Origin of the sequence: Mesorhizobium sp. M0830, from assembly GCF_040319965.1 — a bacterium.
Lineage (GTDB): Bacteria > Pseudomonadota > Alphaproteobacteria > Rhizobiales > Rhizobiaceae > Mesorhizobium.
In genome coordinates this window covers 1-18,980 of the sequence record NZ_JAMYOR010000003.1, presented here as the reverse complement: position 1 = coordinate 18,980, position 18,980 = coordinate 1, and the positions used below count along the sequence as shown (strand labels likewise).

Here is an 18,980-nt window from a genome sequence, read left to right as displayed (position 1 = left end):
ACCGTTGCTGCCGGCCGAACTGGAAGGCAGTTTCGGCCAGAACCTTCGGAGGAAATGCAATGTCTGAGATCATCGTCCGCCCGCTCGCGCAGTCCGACCACGCCGACTGGCGGCGGCTGTGGACCGACTACCTGACCTTCTACGAGACGAAGCTTCCCGAAGAGGTCTATGCCGTCACTTGGCAACGACTGTTCACGCCGGGTGAGTTCGAACCCAAGGGTTTCATTGCGACCCTCGACAGCAAGGTCGTCGGCCTCACCCACTATCTCTACCATCGCTCCGGCTGGTCGGAAAAAAACAATTGCTATCTGCAGGACCTGTTCGCCGACCCGGATGTGCGCGGCAAGGGCATTGGCGCGGCGCTGATCGAGGCGGTGAAACAGGAAGCTGCGAAAATCGGCGTCAAGAACGTCTACTGGATGACACACGAAACCAACACCACCGCGCGCAAGCTCTACGACCATGTGGCGCGCCGGACCGGCTTTATCGAGTACGATCTATTGTGAAGAAAGTGGGAGCTTGAAATGGCCGCCATTGCGCAATATATTGCGCATGATCTGGGTGTGTAATGCCGTTGATCGAGACCAATACGCGCAAAATTATCATCAGGCTTTTGCGCGATGGCTGGGTAAGTGTCGGCGGCGGCAAGCACGACAAGTATGAGCATCCGGAACGGCCAGAGGTGATGATCATCGTGCCTAGGCATCGTGAACAATCTCCTGGTGTCGCCCGGTCGATCGCCCGGCTGGCTGCATGGATTTGAGGACAGACCGCATGACGCATTATGTTGGAATTCTCGATGGGGCAGGGAACATCTGGGGGGTGCGCGTCCCTGATCTTCCCGGCTGCCATGGCGGCGGCGCAAGCCCCGAAGAAGCCATTGCCGATGCGACTTCCGCCGTGCGCGAATGGGTCGAAGCACGTGCGACGAAACATCTGCAGTTACCGGTCTCGCGTACGGTGGCGCAATTGCTCCTGCAAGACGAACTCGATACTGCCGCCGGCGAATCCGCCGTGATGATCCCGGTGCTGATCGACTCGGGCCGGCCCGTCCGAGCCAATCTGTCGCTCGACGCCGGTCTTCTGGCGGCGATCGACGAAGAAGCAGGCCGGCGTGGCCTGACGCGTTCCGCATTCATTGCAAGCGCCGCACGAGAGAAGATCGAAGGCCACAGATAACCGACCATGTTCATCCCGTTTTTCCTCGAACTGAAGGCAGCCCGCGTTCCCGTTTCGCTGCGGGAATATCTGTCGCTGCTGGAGGGGCTGGAAGCCGGGCTGGTCGACTATGATGTCGAAGGTTTTTATTACCTCGCCCGCACCGCATTGGTGAAGGACGAGCGCCATATCGACCGCTTCGACCAGGTGTTTTCGCATGTCTTCAAGGGGATCGAAGCGCTGGGCGGACCGGATGCGGTCGATGTCGCGAGCATTCCCGAGGACTGGTTGCGTCGCCTCGCCGAAAAGCACCTGACCGAGGAAGAGAAAAAGCTGGTCGAGGCACTCGGCGGCTTCGAAAAGCTGATGGAGACCTTGAAGCAGCGGCTGGAGGAGCAGAACGGCCGTCACCAGGGTGGCTCGAAATGGATCGGCACCGGCGGCACCTCGCCCTTCGGCGCCTATGGCTACAACCCCGAAGGCGTGCGTATCGGTCAGCATGAAAGCCGCAACCGCCGCGCGGTGAAGGTGTGGGACAGGCGCGAGTTCAGGAATTTCGACGATGCCGTCGAGCTCGGCACCCGCAACATCAAGATCGCGCTGAAGCGTCTGCGCCGCTGGGTGCGCGAGGGTGCCGAGGAGGAGTTCGACCTGCCTGGAACAATCCACGCCACCGCCGAGCACGGCTATCTCGACGTGCGGACGCGGCCGGAACGCCGCAACGCCGTGAAGCTCCTGATGTTCTTCGATGTCGGCGGCTCGATGGACGATCACATCAAAAGCGTCGAGGAGCTGTTCTCGGCCGCCCGCGCCGAATTCCGCCAGCTCGAATATTTCTATTTCCACAACTGCCTCTATGAGGGCGTGTGGAGGGACAATCGCCGCAGGCATGCCGAGGTGGTTCCGACCTTCGACCTCCTCCACAAATACGGGCCGGACTACAAGGTGATCGTCGTCGGCGACGCATCGATGAGCCCCTACGAGATCGCTCATCCCGGCGGTTCGGTCGAACACTGGAATCCGGAGGCAGGCAGCGTCTGGCTCGGCCGCCTGCTGCAGCAATGGCCGAACGCGGTGTGGGTCAACCCTGAGGCCGAAAAGAACTGGGGTTACACCCATTCGATCGCGATGATCCGCGACATTTTCGGCGGCCGCATGTTTCCGATGACACTGGCCGGGCTCGAAGGCGCGACGAAGCAGCTTTCAAGAAAGCACTGAACCTTGCCCGCCTTCTCGGAACTGGGCAGACGGGTAACAAATGCCTATCTTGGTGCGAATACGAGGCTGCAACCAATAACGAGCCGGCAAGGCTGAGGAGATCGAATGGACACCCATACCTACCCCGTAACCCGTACCGACGCTGAATGGCGCGCCCGGCTGACGCCGGAGCAATATGCCGTCATGCGCGGCCACGGCACCGAGCGGCCAGGAAGCTGCGCCTTGCTTTACGAGAAGCGCGCCGGCACCTTTTCCTGCGTCGGCTGCGATCAGCCTTTGTTTGAATCCAAACTGAAGTTCGAGAGCGGCACCGGCTGGCCGAGCTTCAACGACCCGGTACCGGGCTCGGTCGAGAACACTGTCGACCGCAGCTACGGCATGGTCCGCACCGAATGCCACTGCGCCCGCTGCGGCAGCCATCTCGGCCATGTCTTCGAGGACGGCCCGCCGCCGACCGGCCTGCGCTATTGCATCAACGGCGTGGCGCTGAAATTCGAGCCGGCGGCTTGAGCCAAACGATCGATCGCAGGATAGATGGGAAGGGCGGCTGCGGCCGCCCTTTTCGTCTGCGATCCGTGAAATTGGCTGGTGCGGTCGATGCTCGCTCAGACCACGACCGTCAGGATCAGCCACAGTGTAGCCCCGAGCGTCATCAACGACACCTTGATGCCACTGGCCCTTTCCGTGGTTCGCCAGACGGCAAAGGTCAGGAAGATGTTGTAGGGCACCAGCGCAAAATGCACCGCCAGGACCAGCACAAGCGGCAGCTTCAGCGCGAGCAGCATAATCGCTGCTACCGCGGAAGCGACGTTGAGCGCCGTACCGACAAGGGCAAGGTCGCGCCAGAACAGCCGGTCGAGCGGCACCCGGCCTTGCCAGCGTGAGCGGAAGAAGGATCCGACGCCGTCTGGCAACACCTGATGTCTACCCCTGCCCCAGGACTTCTGTGACCGCACGTTCGATACGCGAACATTCGGTCACCAGCCAGTCGGTCATCGCCGGCCAATTGTCCTCGGCATAACAGTTCACCCGCCACATCGAATTGATGCCGAGGCCTTCGCAACTCTGTTCCGGCCTGAGTTTCAGCCTGCCTTCGATCGCCGCCTGGAACGGCTTGAGCCGCGACCAGGCTTGCGTGGCGCCGAACTTCTCGTTGCGGCCGAAGAAGACGCCGACATGGTTCTGTGCCGGCGCGACATACATGGAAAGGACCAATGCGAAGTCGGGCAGCCCGCGCTGCCAGAACCACGGTCCGCGCCTCGCCATCAGGGCTTTTTCTTCCGGGTGCCGTTCGGCAAACAGCGTCCAGAAGCCGCGCTGGCGAAATTCAGAGGCGCGTCGGGCACCGAAGTCGAATTCGCTCATGGCTCAAAACCGTATCTCCGGCGTCGGCGCCGGGGCTGGCTGGCCCTAGACCATTCCCAGTGCGGCCTTGTACAGGTCGAGGATGGTTTCCTCCTCCTGGCGTTCGGCCTGGTCCTTCTTGCGCAGCCGGATGATCGTGCGCATCGCCTTGGTGTCGAACCCGGTGCCCTTGGCCTCGGCAAACACTTCCTTGATGTCGTCGGAAATGGTCTTCTTCTCTTCTTCGAGCCGCTCTATGCGCTCGATGAAGGCACGCAGCTGGCCGGCGGCAACTGTCTGGCTGGTATCGGTGATATCGTCGGCCATTTTTTCTCCACATCGTTTTTCGCGCCGCGACTCGGTGACGACGGCGCCAAATTTGAGCCGGTTCGATGCCCGACCGGCGGCGGCGGGTCAAGCCGTTATCGATGCTGCATGAAAGGCTGCCGCCATGATGCGGACAGCCATCCCCAGGAAGGTAGCATTAGCCGAAGGCGATCAGCAGATCCTTGGCATCGATCTGGTCGCCGGCCTTGACCAGCACCTCGGCGACGGTGCCGTCGCGCTCGGCATGCAGCGCCGTTTCCATCTTCATCGCCTCGATGGAAAGCAGCACATCGCCCGCCTTCACAGCCTGGCCGGCGGCAACCGAAAGTGCGGAGACGACACCCGGCATCGGCGCACCGACATGGGCTTCGTTGCCGGGCTCGGCCTTGCGGCGGGCCTTGGCGGCGGACGCGCCATGCGCCCTGTCGGGCACCTTCACACGACGCGGCTGGCCATTGAGCTCGAAGAACACGGTGACCATGCCCTTTTCGTCGACATCGCCGATGGCAAGGCAGCGCACCACCAGCGTCTTGCCCTTCTCGATATCGACGAAGATCTCGTCTTCGGATTTCATGCCGTAGAAATAGGTCGGCGTCGGCAGCACGCTGACGGGACCGTAGGTCTCCTGCGCGCCGGCGAAATCCGTAAACACCTTCGGGTACATCAGCCACGAGGCGAATTCGAATTCTGAGAGTTTGCGCTCGAGCTTCGCTTCGATCTCCTTGCGGTTGGCCTTGAGGTCCGCCGGCTTGAGCAGCGAGCCGGGCCGCACCTTGATCGGCTTGTCGCCCTTCAGCACCTTCTTCTGCAGCTTCTCAGGCCAGCCGCCGGGCGACTGGCCGAGATCGCCGCGCAGCATCGACACCACGGAGTCCGGGAAGGCGATGTCCCTGCTGGGGTTCTCGACATCGGCGACGGTCAGATCCTGGCTGACCATCATCAGCGCCATGTCGCCGACGACCTTGGACGACGGCGTCACCTTGACGATGTCGCCGAACATCAGATTGACGTCGTGATAGGTCTGCGCCACTTCGTGCCAGCGTGTCTCCAGCCCGAGCGAACGCGCCTGCTCCTTGAGATTGGTGAACTGTCCGCCCGGCATTTCGTGCAGGTAGACTTCCGAGGCCGGCCCCTTGAGGTCGCTTTCGAAGGCCGCATACTGGTTGCGTACCGCTTCCCAGTAGAACGAGATCTTCCTGATCCATTGCGGATCGAGGCCCGGGTCGCGTTCGGTGCCCTTCAGCGCCTCGACGATGGAGCCGAGACATGGCTGCGACGTGTTGCCCGAGAGCGAATCCATCGCCGCGTCGATAGCATCGACGCCGCTGTCGACGGCCGCCAGCACAGTGGCTGCCGATAGGCCTGACGTGTCGTGGGTGTGGAAATGGATCGGCAGGTCGGTCGCTTCGCGCAGCGCCTTGAACAGCACCCGCGCGGCGGATGGCTTCAGCAGTCCGGCCATGTCCTTGACGGCGATGATGTGGGCGCCGGCCGCCTGCAATTCCCCGGTCAGGCCGACATAATATTTGAGGTCGAATTTTGCCCGCGCCGGATCGAGGATGTCGCCGGTATAGCAGATCGCCGCTTCGATCAGCTTGCCCTCTGTGCCGACCGCATCCATGGCGACGCGCATGTTCTCGACCCAGTTCAGGCAGTCGAAGACGCGGAACAGGTCGATGCCGCCGGCGGCCGCCTGTTTGACGAAATGCTGCACGACATTGTCGGGATAGTTGGTGTAGCCGACGCCGTTGGCGCCGCGCAACAGCATCTGCAGCAACAGATTGGGCGCTGCCTCGCGCACCAGCGTCAGCCGCTCCCACGGATCCTCGGTGAGGAAGCGCATGGCGACGTCGAATGTGGCGCCGCCCCAGCATTCGAGCGACAGAAGCTGCGGCAAGGCACGCGCATAGGTGCCGGCGATGCCGGCGATGTCATGCGTGCGCATGCGCGTCGCGAGCAGCGACTGGTGGCCGTCACGCATCGTCGTGTCGGTGACCAGCACCTCCTTCTGGTTGCGCATCCAGGCAGCGAATTTCTGCGGTCCGAGCACGTCGAGCTTCTGCTTGCTGCCATCAGGCACATTGCCGTTGAGATAGGGCACCAATGGTGCGGCCGCATCGGCCTTCGGCTGCGGCCGGCCGCGTGTCTCGGGGTGACCGTTGACCGAAACGTCGGCAAGATAGTTGAGCAGCTTGGTGGCACGGTCCTGGCGCTTGACCTGCTGGAACAGCTCCGGCGTCGTATCGATGAATTTGGTGGTGTAGGAATTATCGGCGAAGCTCGGGTGGTTGATGATCGCTTCGAGGAAGGTCAAATTGGTGGCAACGCCGCGGATGCGGAACTCGCGCAGCGCCCGGTTCATGCGGGCGATGGTCTCGGCCGGCGTCGGCGCCCACGCCGTCACCTTCTCCAGCAGCGGATCATAGAAGCGGGTGATGACCGCGCCGGAATAGGCAGTGCCGCCATCGAGGCGGATGCCGAAACCTGTCGCGCCGCGATAGGCGGTGATGCGGCCGTAGTCCGGGATGAAATTCTGCTCGGGATCTTCGGTGGTGATGCGGCACTGCAAGGCATGGCCGTTTAGCCTTATGTCCTTCTGCACCGGCACGCCCGATTCCGGCGTGCCGATGGCAAACCCGTCGAGGATATGGATCTGCGCCTTGACGATGTCGATGCCGGTCACTTGTTCGGTGACGGTGTGCTCGACTTGGATGCGCGGGTTGACCTCGATGAAGTAGAACTTGCCGGTGTCGGCGTCCTGCAGGAACTCGACCGTGCCGGCGCCGATATAGCTGGTCTCGCGGGCGATCTTCAGCGCATGGCCGCAAAGCTCCTCGCGCTGCGACATTTCGAGATAGGGCGCCGGCGCCCGCTCCACGACCTTCTGGTTGCGGCGCTGGATCGAGCAGTCGCGCTCGAACAGATGCACGGCGTTGCCATGCGTGTCGCCCAGAACCTGCACCTCGACATGGCGGGCACGCTCGATCAGCTTTTCGAGATAGACCTCATCCTTGCCGAAGGCGGCTTTCGCCTCGCGCTTGCCTTCCGTGACTTCGCGGGCAAGGTCGGCTTCGGCGCGGATGGCACGCATGCCGCGGCCGCCGCCGCCCCATGATGCCTTCAGCATCACCGGATAGCCGATTTCCTTGGCCAGTTTCTTGACCGCATCCATGTCGTCCGGCAACGGATCGGTGGCGGGGATCACCGGCACGCCGACCTCGATGGCGAGATTGCGCGCCGCGACCTTGTTGCCGAGCCGGCGCATCGTGTCCGGCTTCGGACCGATGAAAATGATTCCGGCCTGGGCACAGGCATCGGCGAATTCGGGGCTTTCCGACAACAGTCCATAGCCGGGATGAATGGCATCGGCGCCCGAAAGCCTGGCGACGCGGATCACCTCCTCGATCGACAGATAGCTTTCGATCGGTCCCATGTCCTTGGCCAGATGCGGCCCGCGTCCGACCTGGTAGCTCTCGTCGGCCTTGAAGCGATGCAGGGAGTATTTGTCCTCCTCGGCCCAGATCGCCACGGTTTTGAGACCGAGTTCGTTGGCCGCGCGAAAGACGCGAATGGCGATTTCGGACCGGTTGGCGACGAGAATCTTCGTGATGGCCAAGGACTGAGGCTCCAGCAACGGAAGGAAACAGAAATCGGCGCAATGATTAGCGTGAAAATGCTGCAGTGCAAACGAAATTGACGAGCATTTAAACCGATTGAAATGGAATCTTTGCGCCGAACGCTGTCGCATTCGTTCGAACATGCAGCGAAGCGCTGGGCATCGCCGGTCAACGCGCGATCGTTTCCGGGCTAAAGGCGCGGGCTGCATTGGTCTGCCGGCCTCGATGGGGAGGCAACAGGGGAAAAAGTAAGATGCCCGGCGCGAAGCGCCGGGCATCTGTAAAGCTTGGAGACTGACGAGCTTACATCTTCTGGATGTAGGTGTACTTGCCGTCGTCGCCCTTCTTCCATTCGTACATGACGTAGCCAGGCAGCGTCGGGTCGCCCTTGGCGTCATAGGACAGGTCGCCGAGCACGGTCTTGAACGGGCCGTTTTCATGCATCGCCTTGGCAACTGCCTGCGGGTCGTTCGACTTGGCAGCGGTCGCTGCTTCGGCGAGCGCCTGTACGGCGGCGTAGGAGTAGAGCGTGTAGGCTTCCGGCTCGAAGCCCTGCGCGCGGAACTTCTCGACGAGTTCCTTGTTGGCGGGGATCAGGCGCGGGTCCGGGCCGAACGTGTTGAGCGTGCCCGCAACCGCGTCACCTGCGATCGAAGCCAGTTCGTTCGACACGATGCCGTCGCCGGAAACCAACGTCGCCTTGAGGCCCTGGTCGGCCGCCTGGCGGATGATCAGGCCGGCTTCGGTGTGCAGGCCACCCCAGTAGATGATGGTTACGCCGGCTTCCTTCATCTTGGCGATCAGTGCCGAGAAGTCCTTGTCGCCGACATTGATGCCTTCGTACATGACTTCCGTCAGGCCCTTGGCATTCATCGCCTTCTTGGTTTCGTCGGCAAGGCCCTGACCGTAGGTGGTCTTGTCGTGCACGACGGCGATCTTGGCGTCCTTGAAGTTCGCGGCGAGATAAGCGCCGGCGATGCTACCCTGCTGGTCGTCGCGTCCGCAGGTGCGGAACACGTTCCACAGGCCGCGCTCGGTGAACTTCGGGTTGGTGGCAGCCGGGGTGATCTCGACGATGCCGTTTTCCGCATAGACTTCCGATGCCGGGATCGAGACGCCCGAGTTGAAGTGCCCGACCACGAACTTGACACCGTCGCCGACGAACTTGTTGGCAACCGAGATACCCTGCTTCGGATCGGAGACGTCGTCGCCGACTTCGAGCTTGATCTGCTCGCCATTGATGCCGCCCTTGGCATTGATGTCGGCGACAGCGGCTTCCGCACCCTTCTGAAGCTGCGCGCCGAAGGCGGCGTTCGGGCCGGTGATCGGGCCGGCTACGCCGATCAGGACGTCAGCCCACGCGCTGCCGCCGAACGCGACCAGCGCGGTCAGGGCGACGGCGGACAAAAGTGACTTTTTCATTTAAACGCTCCCATTTACGGAGTGGGCGTGGATGAAGCTTTCATGCGATGCCCACCCTTATCGCAGAAAGCATAGTTTGCCGATTTTCAGGCACTTGTCACGCCGATTCAATTTCGATGCGGCGCTAATGATGAACGTCAACCTTTTGGTTTCCAGCTCAAGATTGAAGCTCTCTCGTAGAGCCAATTATATTGCGTCACCATCTGGTTGGTGCGCGTGTATTGAAAGCCGACAAAACCGAGTATCATCAGCACGATTGTATCGACGACATAGTATTGAAGCGAGAACATTGTGCCGCCGAACAGCGCGTGATGGATGAAGCGGATGCCGATGCCGAGGCCCAGCATATAGGCGAACAACTGGACGAAGCTGCGCCATGTCTGGGCACTGGCCTTGCCCGTCATCCACGCCGCCCAGCCGCCGAGCAGACAGGTGACGAAGAAGAACTGCCAGATCGAGGGTTCCTCATAGAGAATGCCCTGCATGATGAAGTCTCCTTAGCATGATCCCGAAAGGTTGCAGACTTTTCGGACAAGGATCATGCGACAAACAAACAATTTGGAGCGGAACACCGAACGCACCGCTTCAAATTCAGTGATGTCCGCCTTCGAGATAGGCGGCGCGCACTTCCGGATTGGCGAGCAGTTCCTTGCCGGTGCCGCTCATCGTCACGTTCCCGTTGACCATGACATAGCCCCGCGTGGCGAGTTTCAGCGCGCCGAAGGCATTCTGCTCGACCAGGAACACGGTAAGCCCCTGGGTGCGGTTCAGTTCGCGGATCGCGTCGAAGATCTGCTTGACGATCAGTGGCGCCAGACCCAGCGATGGTTCGTCGAGCAAAAGTAGCTTCGGCCGTGCCATCAGCGCGCGTCCGATCGACAGCATCTGCTGCTCGCCGCCCGACAGCGTGCCGCCGCGCTGGGCTATGCGCTCCTTCAGCCGCGGGAACAGCTTGAACACCTTTTCGACGTCCTCGTCATAGTGTTTGAGGTTGTCGAGGCTGGCGCCCATCTGCAGGTTTTCCATCACCGTCATGCGCGGAAAGATGCGCCGGCCTTCGGGCGACTGCGCAATGCGCATGCGCGCGATCTCATGCGTCGGCATCTGGGTGATGTCGGTGCCGGCAAAGGTGATGGTGCCGCCGCGAGCCCGCGGGGCGCCGAAAATGGTCATCATCAGCGTCGACTTGCCGGCGCCGTTGGCACCGATCAGCGCAACGATCTCACCTTCCTTCACGGTGACATCGACGCCGTTAAGCGCCCGGATATTGCCATAGTAGGTCTGCACGCCCTTGATATCGAGCAGCGTTGTCCCGGCCATCACTTGCTCCCCCCGCGCTTGCCCGCCACAGGCTTGGCAGCAGTTTTTCCGGAAGCATGGCTGGTCGCCACCTTGCCCGCATCGACGCGGCGCGAGAATTCCGTGTCTTTGCCCTGGCTGAGCAGCCTGGCCTGCTTGACCCATTCCTCACGTGCAATGCGTCCGTCAAAGGCGAGATAGGCTTCAGCAGCCTCGACGTCGGCCTTTTTCCAGGCGCCGATCTGGTCGAAGTGGAAGATACCGTGATCGTTGAGCTTCTTCTCGTTGACCGAACCGATGCCCTTGATACGGGTCAAATTGTCGGCCTTGCCACCGCGAGGCGCTGGCAGCCGGTTGGAGATTCCTCCTGCCGCCGCCGCAGGCGCCTTCGCGGAAGGGACCTTGGCTGCCCGCTTGGTCGGCGCAGTCGACTTCACCGCCGTTCCGGCTGCCGCCTTTGGTGCAGCTTTCGGAGCAGGCTTTGCCTTCGCCGCCGGAGCGCGAGGCGCGGCCGGCACCGCCGCCAGCGAGGCCGCCTTGTCTGCCGCGGCGAGCGATTTTGCGTCGACCTGACCGGCCTTTGACGCGCCTTTGGCCACCGTGACCCGCTCGCCTGAACTGTGGCCGACCGTGTCGGTCACCGGCCCGGCGAGATACGATGATGATGTTCCCGGGCCGTGTGCGGCATCCGGTCCGGTATCGAGCTGTTCGATGACGTCTTCGTCGCCGACTTCAGTCAGCACCGACTCGACGTCCTCGTCGTCGACGCCGAGATAGGCTGCGATGACGCGCGGGTCGGTACGCACCGACTGCGGACTGCCGTCGGAGATCTTGCGGCCATATTCCAGAACAACGACATGGTCCGAGATCTGCATGACCACCGACATGTCGTGCTCGATCAACAGGATCGAGGCGCCTGATGTGTCCTTGATGTCGATCAACAGCTCGTTGAGCGCCGCCGATTCCTTCGGATTGAGTCCGGCCGCCGGCTCGTCGAGGCACAGAAGCTCCGGCCCCGTGCACATGGCGCGGGCGATCTCGAGGCGGCGCTGCGCACCGTAGGGCAGATCGCCGGCCGGATCGTCGGCGCGGTCGACAAGATCGGCCTTCTCCAGCCAATGCTTGGCCAGATCCACCGATTCGGCCGAGGCCCTGCGGTAGCCGCTGAAGCCGAACAGGCCCAGGATCGTATAACCCGAGGCCTTCATCAGCTTGTTGTGCTGCGCGACCAGCAGGTTCTCCAGCAGCGTCATGCCCGAGAACAGGCGGATGTTCTGGAAGGTGCGCGCCACCTTGGCGCGTGCCGGGATCTCATGGTTGGGCAGGCGTTCGAGCAAATAGCTCGAGCCGTCGTTCCGGTTGAGCGTGATCATGCCTTCGGACGGCTTGTAGAAGCCGGTGATGCAGTTGAACACGGTGGTCTTGCCGGCGCCGTTGGGTCCGATCAGCGCGGTGATTTCACCGCGCTTGGCGACGAAGGACAAGTCGCCGATGGCGACCAGGCCGCCGAACTTCATCGACAGATGCTCGACCTGCAGGATGGCCTCGTTCATGGACGGATTCGCGTTCATCAGCCGTGGCCCTCCTTGGTGAAGGAACCTGAAACCGACCTTCGCTCCTTGAGAAAGGCGGTCGGCTCTCGACTGCCGACGAAGCCGCGCGGCTTCCACAGCATGACGATGACCATGGCCATGCCGAACAGAAGCATGCGGTAGAGTTCGGGTGTGAAGTCCGGCCCGAATATCTGCTTGAGGAAGTCGAGTTCGCGCAGCGCCTCGGTCCCGCCGATCATCACCATCGCGGCAACCGCAATTCCGACCAGCGAGCCCATGCCGCCGAGAACGACGATCGCCAGGATGATGGCCGATTCCAGGAAGACGAAGGATTCCGGGCTGACGAAACCTTGCCGCGCGGCGAAGAAAGAGCCGGCGAAGCCGCCGAACATGGCGCCGGTGGCAAAAGCGGTCAGCTTGGTGGTGGTGGTGTTGATGCCCAGAGACCGGCAGGCGATCTCATCCTCACGCAGCGCTTCCCATGCGCGGCCGACCGGCAGACGGCGCAGCCTGATGGTGACGAAGGCGGTGAGCAGGCACAGGCCCAGGATCAGATAATAGAGGAAGATCTTGTAGTACGCACCCGACTGGGTGATGCTCAACACTTTGGCGATGTAGTTCGAGTCCGACACGTTGAACGACATCAGTCCGAAGAAGCTGACCTTGGGAATGCCGGAAATGCCGGCCGAACCGTTGGTCACTTCGCGCCAGTTGATCAGCACCAGGCGGATGATCTCGCCGAAAGCCAGCGTCACGATAGCCAGATAGTCGCCTCGCAGGCGCAGCACCGGGAAGCCGAGCAGGACGCCCCAGAGGGCGGCCATGGCGCCGGCGGCCGGCAACAGGATCCAGAACGACAGGCCGAAATGCGTGGCGAGAAGCGCATAGGAATAGGCGCCAAGTGCATAAAAGGCGACGTAGCCGAGGTCGAGCAGGCCGGCGAGGCCGACAACGATGTTCAGGCCCCAGGCCAGCATCACATAGATCAGGATCTGGATGCCGAAATTATCGACCCATTTCAGCGAACCCTGCAGGCCTCCGGCAATCGACCAGGCGTTCAGCGACAGCACCGCCACCACGAGGATCGGATAGAGCACCAGCGCCGTGACGCCCAATTTGGTGAAATTGGCATGAATGAAGGCGCGGAAGTAATAGATCACGCAAGCCAGCAGATAGATGACCGCGAGCGCGCGCAGGAATTGCAGATAGCCGGCCGGTTCTGCTCCGACCCATCCAGCGAGAGAATTGTTGAAAACGAACAGCAGCACCGCGGCGATGACGGCCGCGATGAAGGCCGGCAACTGGAAGAAGCGTGATGCGACGCTGCTCGGCAACAGGCCGGTGGCAACATCGGCGATCTTCTGGTTGGCCAGGAAGGGCTGGCCATAGGCGACATAAAGAAACCGCCCGACAGCCGTGGCGATGACCACTGCCGCAAGCAGGCCCCAGCGCGCGGTCAGGACCAGTTCATTGGAAATGTTCTGACCGGTCTTCAGCCCGATGAACAGCACGAACAGGCCAAGCGCAATGGCGCCGGCATAGAAGGCTTCCTTGAGGGCGCGTTGGACAGGGGTGGCGACGACGTCGCGCTCCGGAGATACGGTGACGGCCATGGTCTCAGACCTTTTCGACTTCTGGCCGGCCCAGTATGCCGGAAGGCAGGAAGATCAGCACGATCGCCAGGATCGAGAACGCCGCGACGTCCTTGTAGTCGATCGAGAAATAGGCCGACCACATGCTCTCGATGAAGCCGATCATCAGCCCGCCGAGCACCGCGCCCGGCAGCGAACCGATGCCGCCCAGCACCGCTGCGGTAAAGGCTTTCACGCCGGGCGTGAAGCCGTCCGAGAAGGCGATGACACCGTAATACATCAGGAACAAGGTGCCGGCGACGGCGGCAAGCGCCGCACCCATGATGAAGGTGATCGAGATAGTGCGGTCGACATCGATGCCGAGCAGCGCCGCCATCTTGCGGTCCTGCTCGCAGGCGCGTTGCGCTCGGCCAAGCGAAGTCCTGTTGACCAGGTACCAGAACAGCACCAGCAGCAGCGCCGTGACGATGACGATGATGATCTGCTTCAGCGACACGCTGATGCCGCCGATGTTGTAGACTTGACTGACCATCGGCGGGATCGGCTTGTTGCGCGGCCCCTGTGTCACTTGGACGAAGTTCGACAGCGCGATCGACATGCCGATCGCGGTGATCAGCGGCGCCAGCCGGAACGAGCCGCGCAATGGCCGGTAGGCAACCTTCTCGATCGTCCAATTGTAAAGGCTGGTGAGCAGCATCGCCACGATCATCATGAGCAGCAGCGCCAGCACCACGGGCACCGAATAGAACAGCGCGCCTAGAGCGAGGAAGACGATCAGGGCCGTGAAGGCACCCACCATGAAAATGTCGCCATGAGCGAAGTTGATCATGCCGATGATGCCGTAGACCATCGTGTAGCCGATCGCGATCAGCCCATAGATCGATCCCAGCGTCAGCCCGTTGATAAGCTGCTGGACAAAGTACTGCATGTGTACGTGGCTCCCCTGGAATGTCGCCCATGCAGACGCATTCCTTTTCGTATTTCCCCTAGTCGTAAAGTTTCGAGCCCGGATTGCAACGTCATTTTTCAATCGTCGTGCGTGTTTTGCCGACACGCCGTCTGATTGCCCGTTTTTCCGTATCCGACCCCTGGACTATCGCGGACCCTACCATTGGCATAACGCAATGTCTTTGACGATTCGACCGCATCATGCGCCTCGTTTCGAAGAAATCGCCGTCAAAATTAGGTGATGAGAAGAATCGTTGCGTTACTGACATAGTCCGTTTTTCGTTCCGCTCCTTTCCGTTGGGTCACGTTTCCCTTCACTTGACCACAAAACCATGCGCGAACGGATCGCGATCGTCGATGAAAATGGTGTTCAATCCGGTCATTCGCGCCCAGCCACCGATCGAGGGAACAATGGCCGGTTTGCCCGCGACGGTGACGTCCTTTTCGACCTTGCCCTTGAACAGCGAACCGATGATCGATTCATGAACGAAGCTGTCGCCGGCCTTGAGTTTGCCCTTTGCATGAAGCTGCGCCATCCGCGCCGAGGTGCCGGTGCCACAGGGTGAGCGGTCGATCGCCTTGTCGCCGTAGAACACGGCGTTGCGTGCGTCGGCCTCGGGTTTGGTCGGCGCGCCGGTCCACAGCATATGCGACAGCCGGTTGATGCCAGGGTTCTCGGGATGCACGAAGGAATATTTCTCATTGAGCCGCTGCCGCACCACCGGGCTCCAGGCGATGAAGTCGCCGGCCGAATGGTCGGCCATGTCGCGATAGTTCTTCTGCGGCTCGACGATGGCGTAGAAGTTGCCGCCATAGGCGACATCGACGGAGATTTCGCCTAGCTGCGGGCATTCGACCGTCAGCCCTTCCGCATAGAGGAAAGACGGCACATTGGTGATGCGCACCTCCTCGACATAGTCGCCGACCTGCTTGTATTCGGCGATGACCAGGCCGGCCGGCGTTTCGAGTCGAAGCACCCCCGGCGTCCTCGGCTTGATCAGCCCGTGCTCGATTGCCATCGTTACCGTGCCGATGGTGCCGTGGCCGCACATCGGCAGGCAGCCGGAGGTCTCGATGAACAGGATTGCGATGTCGCAATCCTCGCGCGTCGGCGGATAGAGGATCGAGCCGGACATCACGTCATGGCCACGCGGCTCGAACATCAGCCCGGTGCGGATCCAGTCATACTCGGCTAGAAAATGCGCTCGCCGTTCCATCATCGTCGAGCCCTGCAGCAGCGGGCCGCCACCGGCGACCAGCCGCACCGGGTTGCCGCAGGTATGGCCGTCTATGCAGAAGAAGGATTTCTTGGCCATCACGCTCCTCGAAAAATCAAAACCCACGAAAATCAAAACCGATATGGACTGAAGGGGGCCAGATCGATCGGCGGAGTCTGCCCCAGGACGAGTTCCCGGATCAACCGTCCGGTGGCTGCTGCCTGGGTCAAGCCGAGATGGCCGTGGCCGAAAGCATAAACCACCGACCGGTTTCCCGATGCATGACCGATGACGGGCACTGAATCCGGCAGCGAGGGGCGGAATCCCATCCATTCGCACCCGCCTGAGGGATCGAGCCCCGGCAGGAATTTCTGCGCCTTCTGCAGCAACGCCTTCGACCTGTTGTAATTGGGAGGTCGCTCGATGCCGCCGAGTTCGACGGCGCCGCCGACGCGCAGCCCCGTTTCGAGCGGCGTGATGACGAAGCCATGTCCGGAGAAGATCAGCATCCGCTTCACGTCGAAGGCGCTCGTCGGCAGCGTCGTGTTGTAGCCGCGCTCGGTTTCAAGCGGAATGCGATCGCCGAGTTGCCTCGCCAGCAGATGCGACCAGGCGCCGGCGGCGATGACGAGATGCCTGGCTTGCCTGGTCGTGCCGTCGGCCAATGTCAGCGCCGCACCTTCCGGATTGGTCGCAACGCGCTCGATCCGAGCGATCTCAAATCGGGCGCCCTTGGTTTGTGCATAGGCCCACACCGCTTTGCCGAGCAGTTTCGGGTCGGCGACTGTCTTCCATCCCGGCACGAAAGTGCCCTTGACGAAGCGCGGTGAAAGCCCCGGCTGCAAGGCGGCGAGTTCCTCGCGCCCGACATGGCTAAAGCCGATGCCGAAGCGCTCGCGCGTCGCCCAGCCGGGCAACCCTGCCTGAAACTCGGCCTCGCTTTCGTAGAGTTCGAGCGAACCATCCTCGCGCAGCATCCCTCGCGTGCCGGAGCGATCGAGCAGGCCCATCCATTCCGCTTCGGCGAGCTTCATCATGCCTGCCTGAGCGGCAAGGCTCGCCTCGTATTTCCCCGGCGCACCGGCACGCCAGAAGCGGATCAGCCAAGGCAGAAGTTTCGGCAGATAGGCGGGCGGAATGCTGAGCGGGCCGAGCGGATCGGCCAGCCATTTCGGCAGCTGCCGCATCATGCCCTTATGCGCCAGCGGCAGTACGTCGGAGAAGGCGAAGGCAGCGGCGTTGCCTGAGCTCGTCTCCTCGCAAATGCCGGTCCGATCGAAGATCGTGACCTTGCGCCCCGCCTCGGCCAGAGCCGCGGCGGCGCAGACACCGATGATGCCGCCACCGACGATGGCGATGTCTTCCGCTTCTCCCCGTTCAAAGGGCGAAGGTGCCCGAAGGGCGGATGAGGGTAGGCGCCCCGTTTCCGGCGACTTGGAATTTCCTTGCACGTAGGTGCTGCCCTTCATCTGGCTGCCGCCATCTTTGCCCCGTGGACGGCAGGGCTGTTCGGGAGAAGAAAGCCTCAGAACTGCGGCAGTGTCGGCCGAACCGCCAGTGCGTCCTTGACGATCTTCTCGACTGCCTTGCGGCGCTCGCCCGACAGCGGCTGTCGCGGCATGCGCACGCGATCATTGCTGTTGATCGCGAACACTTCGGCAAGCTTGATGTTCTGCACCAGATAGGTCGATACGTCGAGATCGAGCAGCGGCCGGAACCAGCGGTAGATGGCGAGTGCCTCTTCGCGGCGGCCCTGCTTCATCAATTGGTAGATGGCGACTGTCTCGCGGGGGAACGCGGTGACCAATCCGGCCACCCAGCCGATGGCGCCGACCGACAACGCCTCGAAGGCCAGATTGTCGACCCCGGTAAACAGGTCGTAGCGAGTGCCCAGGCGATTGATGATCTCGGTAGAGCGGCGGATATCGTCGGAGGACTCCTTGATGGCGACGAAGCGCTTGTCCGACGCCAGCTCCTCCATTTGGTCGACAGTGACATCGACCCGATAGGCAAGCCGGTTGGAGTAGATCATGACCGGCAGGTCGCCGGCCTCGGCTACGGCACGAAGTGCGGCGACGGTCTCTTCTGCATTCGTGTGGTAGATCGGGCTCGGTACCACCATCAGCCCGTTGGCGCCTTCTTTCGCGGCACGCCTGGCGATGCTGGCGGCCTCGCGGGTTCCGGCCTCGTTGACGGTCAGCAACACCGGCTTCTTGCCCGCAACTTTCTGGGCGGTCTTCAGCACCTCGATCTTCTCGTCAGGTGACAGCATCGGCCCCTCGCCGAGCGATCCGCAGACGATGATGCCGTCGCAGCCGGCCTCCATCTGCAGGTTGAAGCAGCGCTCCATCTCGGCATGATCGAGACGATCATCCGTGGTGAATTTGGTCGTGACGGCGGGGAAAACTCCGGTCCACATGATTATGCCTCCATCTGATATATCAGCCATATATCTGTCAGGAAACCGCCTGTCAATACGGATTTCGCTATGATATATTCTAGATATATCAGGAGGCGGCCTATCCATGGAAGCGAGCACCACAACCGAGCCGGCGGCTGCCAAGGCCTATCATACACTCGAGCATATGATCGTCACGCTCGAGTTGGCCCCTGCAAGCTTCGTCACCGAGGGCACCCTGATCGAAAGACTCGGGCTCGGCCGCACGCCGGTACGTGAGGCGATCCAGCGGCTGGCCTGGGAAGGGTTGCTCGACGTGCGCCCGCGCGCCGGCATCGCGATCGCTCCGCTACATCCCGGCGACTGGCTGCGCGTGCTCGATGCGCGCCGCGGCGTCGAGGTGGTCCTGGCCCGCTCGGCCGCCCGCTTTGTCAGTCGCGAAGCCGCCGATCTGTTTCACGAAGCAGCCCTTGCCATGCAAAAGGCAGTCATCGCGGGCAACGTGCTTGCCTTCATCCAGGCCGACAAGGCGCTCGACGAAGCGCTGGCGCTGGCCGCCGACAACCCGTTCGCTGCCCGCCTGGCCGCACCCTTGCAGACCCACAGCCGCCGTTTCTGGTTCCGCTACAAGGCCGACACCGGTCTTGCTGAATCCGCTGAACATCATGTCGCACTGATCCGCTCGATCCTCGACGGTGACGAAGAGGCCGCGGCCAAGGATGCCAAACGGCTGATGGCGCTGCTGCGCGGTCATGCCGAGGCCGCGGCGACACGGTAAAACAATCGAACCGCCCGGTTGGCTTAGAGCGGGATGAATTTAGGTTGGGCATAGCCAGCCTCGGTGAAGTAATTTCGGCATTCGGTTGACGTGACCTCGCCGAGGATTT

Annotated in this window: 19 protein-coding genes; 6 read left to right on the top strand and 13 right to left on the bottom strand. The window is 62.0% G+C overall.

All coding sequences use genetic code 11. The features are described from left to right. The first annotated feature begins 59 nt into the window (after positions 1-59). From NKI20_RS02725 to msrB, 5 genes are all read left to right on the top strand, one after another. A complete protein-coding gene (locus NKI20_RS02725; protein ID WP_352605544.1) occupies positions 60-506 on the top strand; it encodes a GNAT family N-acetyltransferase in 447 nt (148 codons plus the stop codon). 62 nt (positions 507-568) lie between these two features. After that, positions 569-763, top strand: a complete 195-nt coding sequence (locus NKI20_RS02720) for a type II toxin-antitoxin system HicA family toxin (RefSeq protein WP_352828121.1) — start codon at positions 569-571, stop codon at positions 761-763. A gap of 11 nt (positions 764-774) precedes the next feature. Further along, positions 775-1,179: a type II toxin-antitoxin system HicB family antitoxin gene (locus tag NKI20_RS02715; protein ID WP_352605540.1), complete on the top strand. Its 405-nt coding sequence runs from the start codon at positions 775-777 to the stop codon at positions 1,177-1,179. 6 nt (positions 1,180-1,185) lie between these two features. After that, positions 1,186-2,376 carry a vWA domain-containing protein gene (locus tag NKI20_RS02710; RefSeq protein ID WP_352828118.1) on the top strand — a complete coding sequence of 397 codons (1,191 nt, stop codon included), beginning with the start codon at positions 1,186-1,188 and terminating at the stop codon, positions 2,374-2,376. 105 nt (positions 2,377-2,481) lie between these two features. Further along, positions 2,482-2,886: a peptide-methionine (R)-S-oxide reductase MsrB gene (gene msrB, locus NKI20_RS02705; RefSeq protein WP_013529102.1), complete on the top strand. Its 405-nt coding sequence runs from the start codon at positions 2,482-2,484 to the stop codon at positions 2,884-2,886. A gap of 95 nt (positions 2,887-2,981) precedes the next feature. On the opposite strand, the gene NKI20_RS02700 is transcribed toward msrB, so the two are convergent. The 13 genes from NKI20_RS02700 to NKI20_RS02640 form a co-directional block, all read right to left on the bottom strand. Further along, the gene (locus NKI20_RS02700; protein WP_352733058.1) at positions 2,982-3,293 is read right to left on the bottom strand and encodes a hypothetical protein; all 312 of its coding nucleotides are present in this window, start codon (positions 3,291-3,293) and stop codon (positions 2,982-2,984) included. Positions 3,294-3,300: 7 nt separating this feature from the next. Beyond that, positions 3,301-3,741 carry a hypothetical protein gene (locus NKI20_RS02695; protein ID WP_352605534.1) on the bottom strand — a complete coding sequence of 147 codons (441 nt, stop codon included), beginning with the start codon at positions 3,739-3,741 and terminating at the stop codon, positions 3,301-3,303. 45 nt (positions 3,742-3,786) lie between these two features. Continuing rightward, positions 3,787-4,047, bottom strand: coding sequence for a DUF2312 domain-containing protein (locus tag NKI20_RS02690; protein ID WP_013529099.1), 261 nt, complete (start codon positions 4,045-4,047; stop codon positions 3,787-3,789). Between the two features lie 157 nt (positions 4,048-4,204). Continuing rightward, positions 4,205-7,663: a pyruvate carboxylase gene (pyc, locus tag NKI20_RS02685; RefSeq protein ID WP_352828114.1), complete on the bottom strand. Its 3,459-nt coding sequence runs from the start codon at positions 7,661-7,663 to the stop codon at positions 4,205-4,207. A 304-nt stretch (positions 7,664-7,967) separates the two neighbouring features. Then, positions 7,968-9,086, bottom strand: a complete 1,119-nt coding sequence (locus NKI20_RS02680; protein WP_023758604.1) for a branched-chain amino acid ABC transporter substrate-binding protein — start codon at positions 9,084-9,086, stop codon at positions 7,968-7,970. Positions 9,087-9,223: 137 nt separating this feature from the next. Beyond that, entirely contained in the window at positions 9,224-9,571 is a 348-nt protein-coding gene (locus tag NKI20_RS02675; protein ID WP_023758603.1) for a DUF6867 family protein, read from the bottom strand. A 106-nt stretch (positions 9,572-9,677) separates the two neighbouring features. Continuing rightward, positions 9,678-10,406 carry an ABC transporter ATP-binding protein gene (locus NKI20_RS02670; RefSeq protein ID WP_023758602.1) on the bottom strand — a complete coding sequence of 243 codons (729 nt, stop codon included), beginning with the start codon at positions 10,404-10,406 and terminating at the stop codon, positions 9,678-9,680. After that, complete coding sequence (locus NKI20_RS02665; RefSeq protein ID WP_023758601.1) at positions 10,406-11,956, bottom strand: ATP-binding cassette domain-containing protein; 1,551 nt, start codon at positions 11,954-11,956, stop codon at positions 10,406-10,408. Before NKI20_RS02665 ends, NKI20_RS02670 begins: the two co-directional genes overlap by 1 nt. After that, complete coding sequence (gene livM / locus NKI20_RS02660) at positions 11,956-13,551, bottom strand: high-affinity branched-chain amino acid ABC transporter permease LivM (protein WP_023758600.1); 1,596 nt, start codon at positions 13,549-13,551, stop codon at positions 11,956-11,958. Before livM ends, NKI20_RS02665 begins: the two co-directional genes overlap by 1 nt. A gap of 4 nt (positions 13,552-13,555) precedes the next feature. Next, positions 13,556-14,458 carry a branched-chain amino acid ABC transporter permease gene (locus tag NKI20_RS02655; RefSeq protein WP_023758599.1) on the bottom strand — a complete coding sequence of 301 codons (903 nt, stop codon included), beginning with the start codon at positions 14,456-14,458 and terminating at the stop codon, positions 13,556-13,558. A gap of 334 nt (positions 14,459-14,792) precedes the next feature. Continuing rightward, positions 14,793-15,794 carry a 4-hydroxyproline epimerase gene (locus NKI20_RS02650; RefSeq protein ID WP_352828107.1) on the bottom strand — a complete coding sequence of 334 codons (1,002 nt, stop codon included), beginning with the start codon at positions 15,792-15,794 and terminating at the stop codon, positions 14,793-14,795. A 32-nt stretch (positions 15,795-15,826) separates the two neighbouring features. Next, entirely contained in the window at positions 15,827-17,164 is a 1,338-nt protein-coding gene (locus tag NKI20_RS02645; RefSeq protein WP_352828104.1) for an NAD(P)/FAD-dependent oxidoreductase, read from the bottom strand. A 56-nt stretch (positions 17,165-17,220) separates the two neighbouring features. Beyond that, complete coding sequence (locus tag NKI20_RS02640) at positions 17,221-18,114, bottom strand: dihydrodipicolinate synthase family protein (protein ID WP_023758596.1); 894 nt, start codon at positions 18,112-18,114, stop codon at positions 17,221-17,223. Positions 18,115-18,220: 106 nt separating this feature from the next. Here NKI20_RS02640 and NKI20_RS02635 point away from each other — a divergent pair, with 106 nt between their 5' ends. Then, positions 18,221-18,871 carry a GntR family transcriptional regulator gene (locus tag NKI20_RS02635; RefSeq protein WP_352828102.1) on the top strand — a complete coding sequence of 217 codons (651 nt, stop codon included), beginning with the start codon at positions 18,221-18,223 and terminating at the stop codon, positions 18,869-18,871. Positions 18,872-18,980 lie beyond the last annotated feature (109 nt).